Source organism: Methylobacterium sp. WL18, assembly GCF_008040015.1.
GTDB lineage: Bacteria > Pseudomonadota > Alphaproteobacteria > Rhizobiales > Beijerinckiaceae > Methylobacterium > Methylobacterium mesophilicum.
Window position 1 is genome coordinate 1 of the sequence record NZ_VRVD01001361.1, and the last position, 426, is coordinate 426.

The 426-nt window shown below is 74.9% G+C and carries 1 pseudogene; it reads left to right on the top strand.

What is annotated here, in order from left to right:
• Positions 1-238: 238 nt before the first annotated feature.
• A pseudogene (locus FV228_RS32755) lies at positions 239-426 on the top strand (hypothetical protein); the annotation flags it as partial.

The following is a 426-nucleotide window of genomic DNA, read 5'->3' on the forward strand; positions in this document are numbered from 1 at the left end:
CCAGGGCGCAGCCCCGTCCGAGCCCCTTGCTGGCCGCGCATACGAGCGCCCGGCGCCCGCTCAAACCCAGATCCATGGATGCCTCCGAGAACCGGCCCTCCGGCGAGGGCCTCCCGGGAGGGTAACGCGCGGTCGGTGCCGCCGGCACCCGGGCGGGGCGGGACCGGGCGAGCCGATCCGCCGAAAGACGTACCGAACCCGATGCAACCTGTGGGATTGGTCCCTCATGGAGGTGCCCATGATCGTGCTTCGGATACCGACGGCCGGGTTTGCGCTCTGGGCGCTCTCGGCCGGCCTGGCCTGCGCGCAGCCGGACGTCACCGGGACCGGCGGCGGCCCGCTCTCGACCGAGACGGCGCCGAACACCACCGCGGTGGGACAGACCAAGCCGCCGAGCCGGGGCGCCAGCCCGGCCGAGACCCGGCC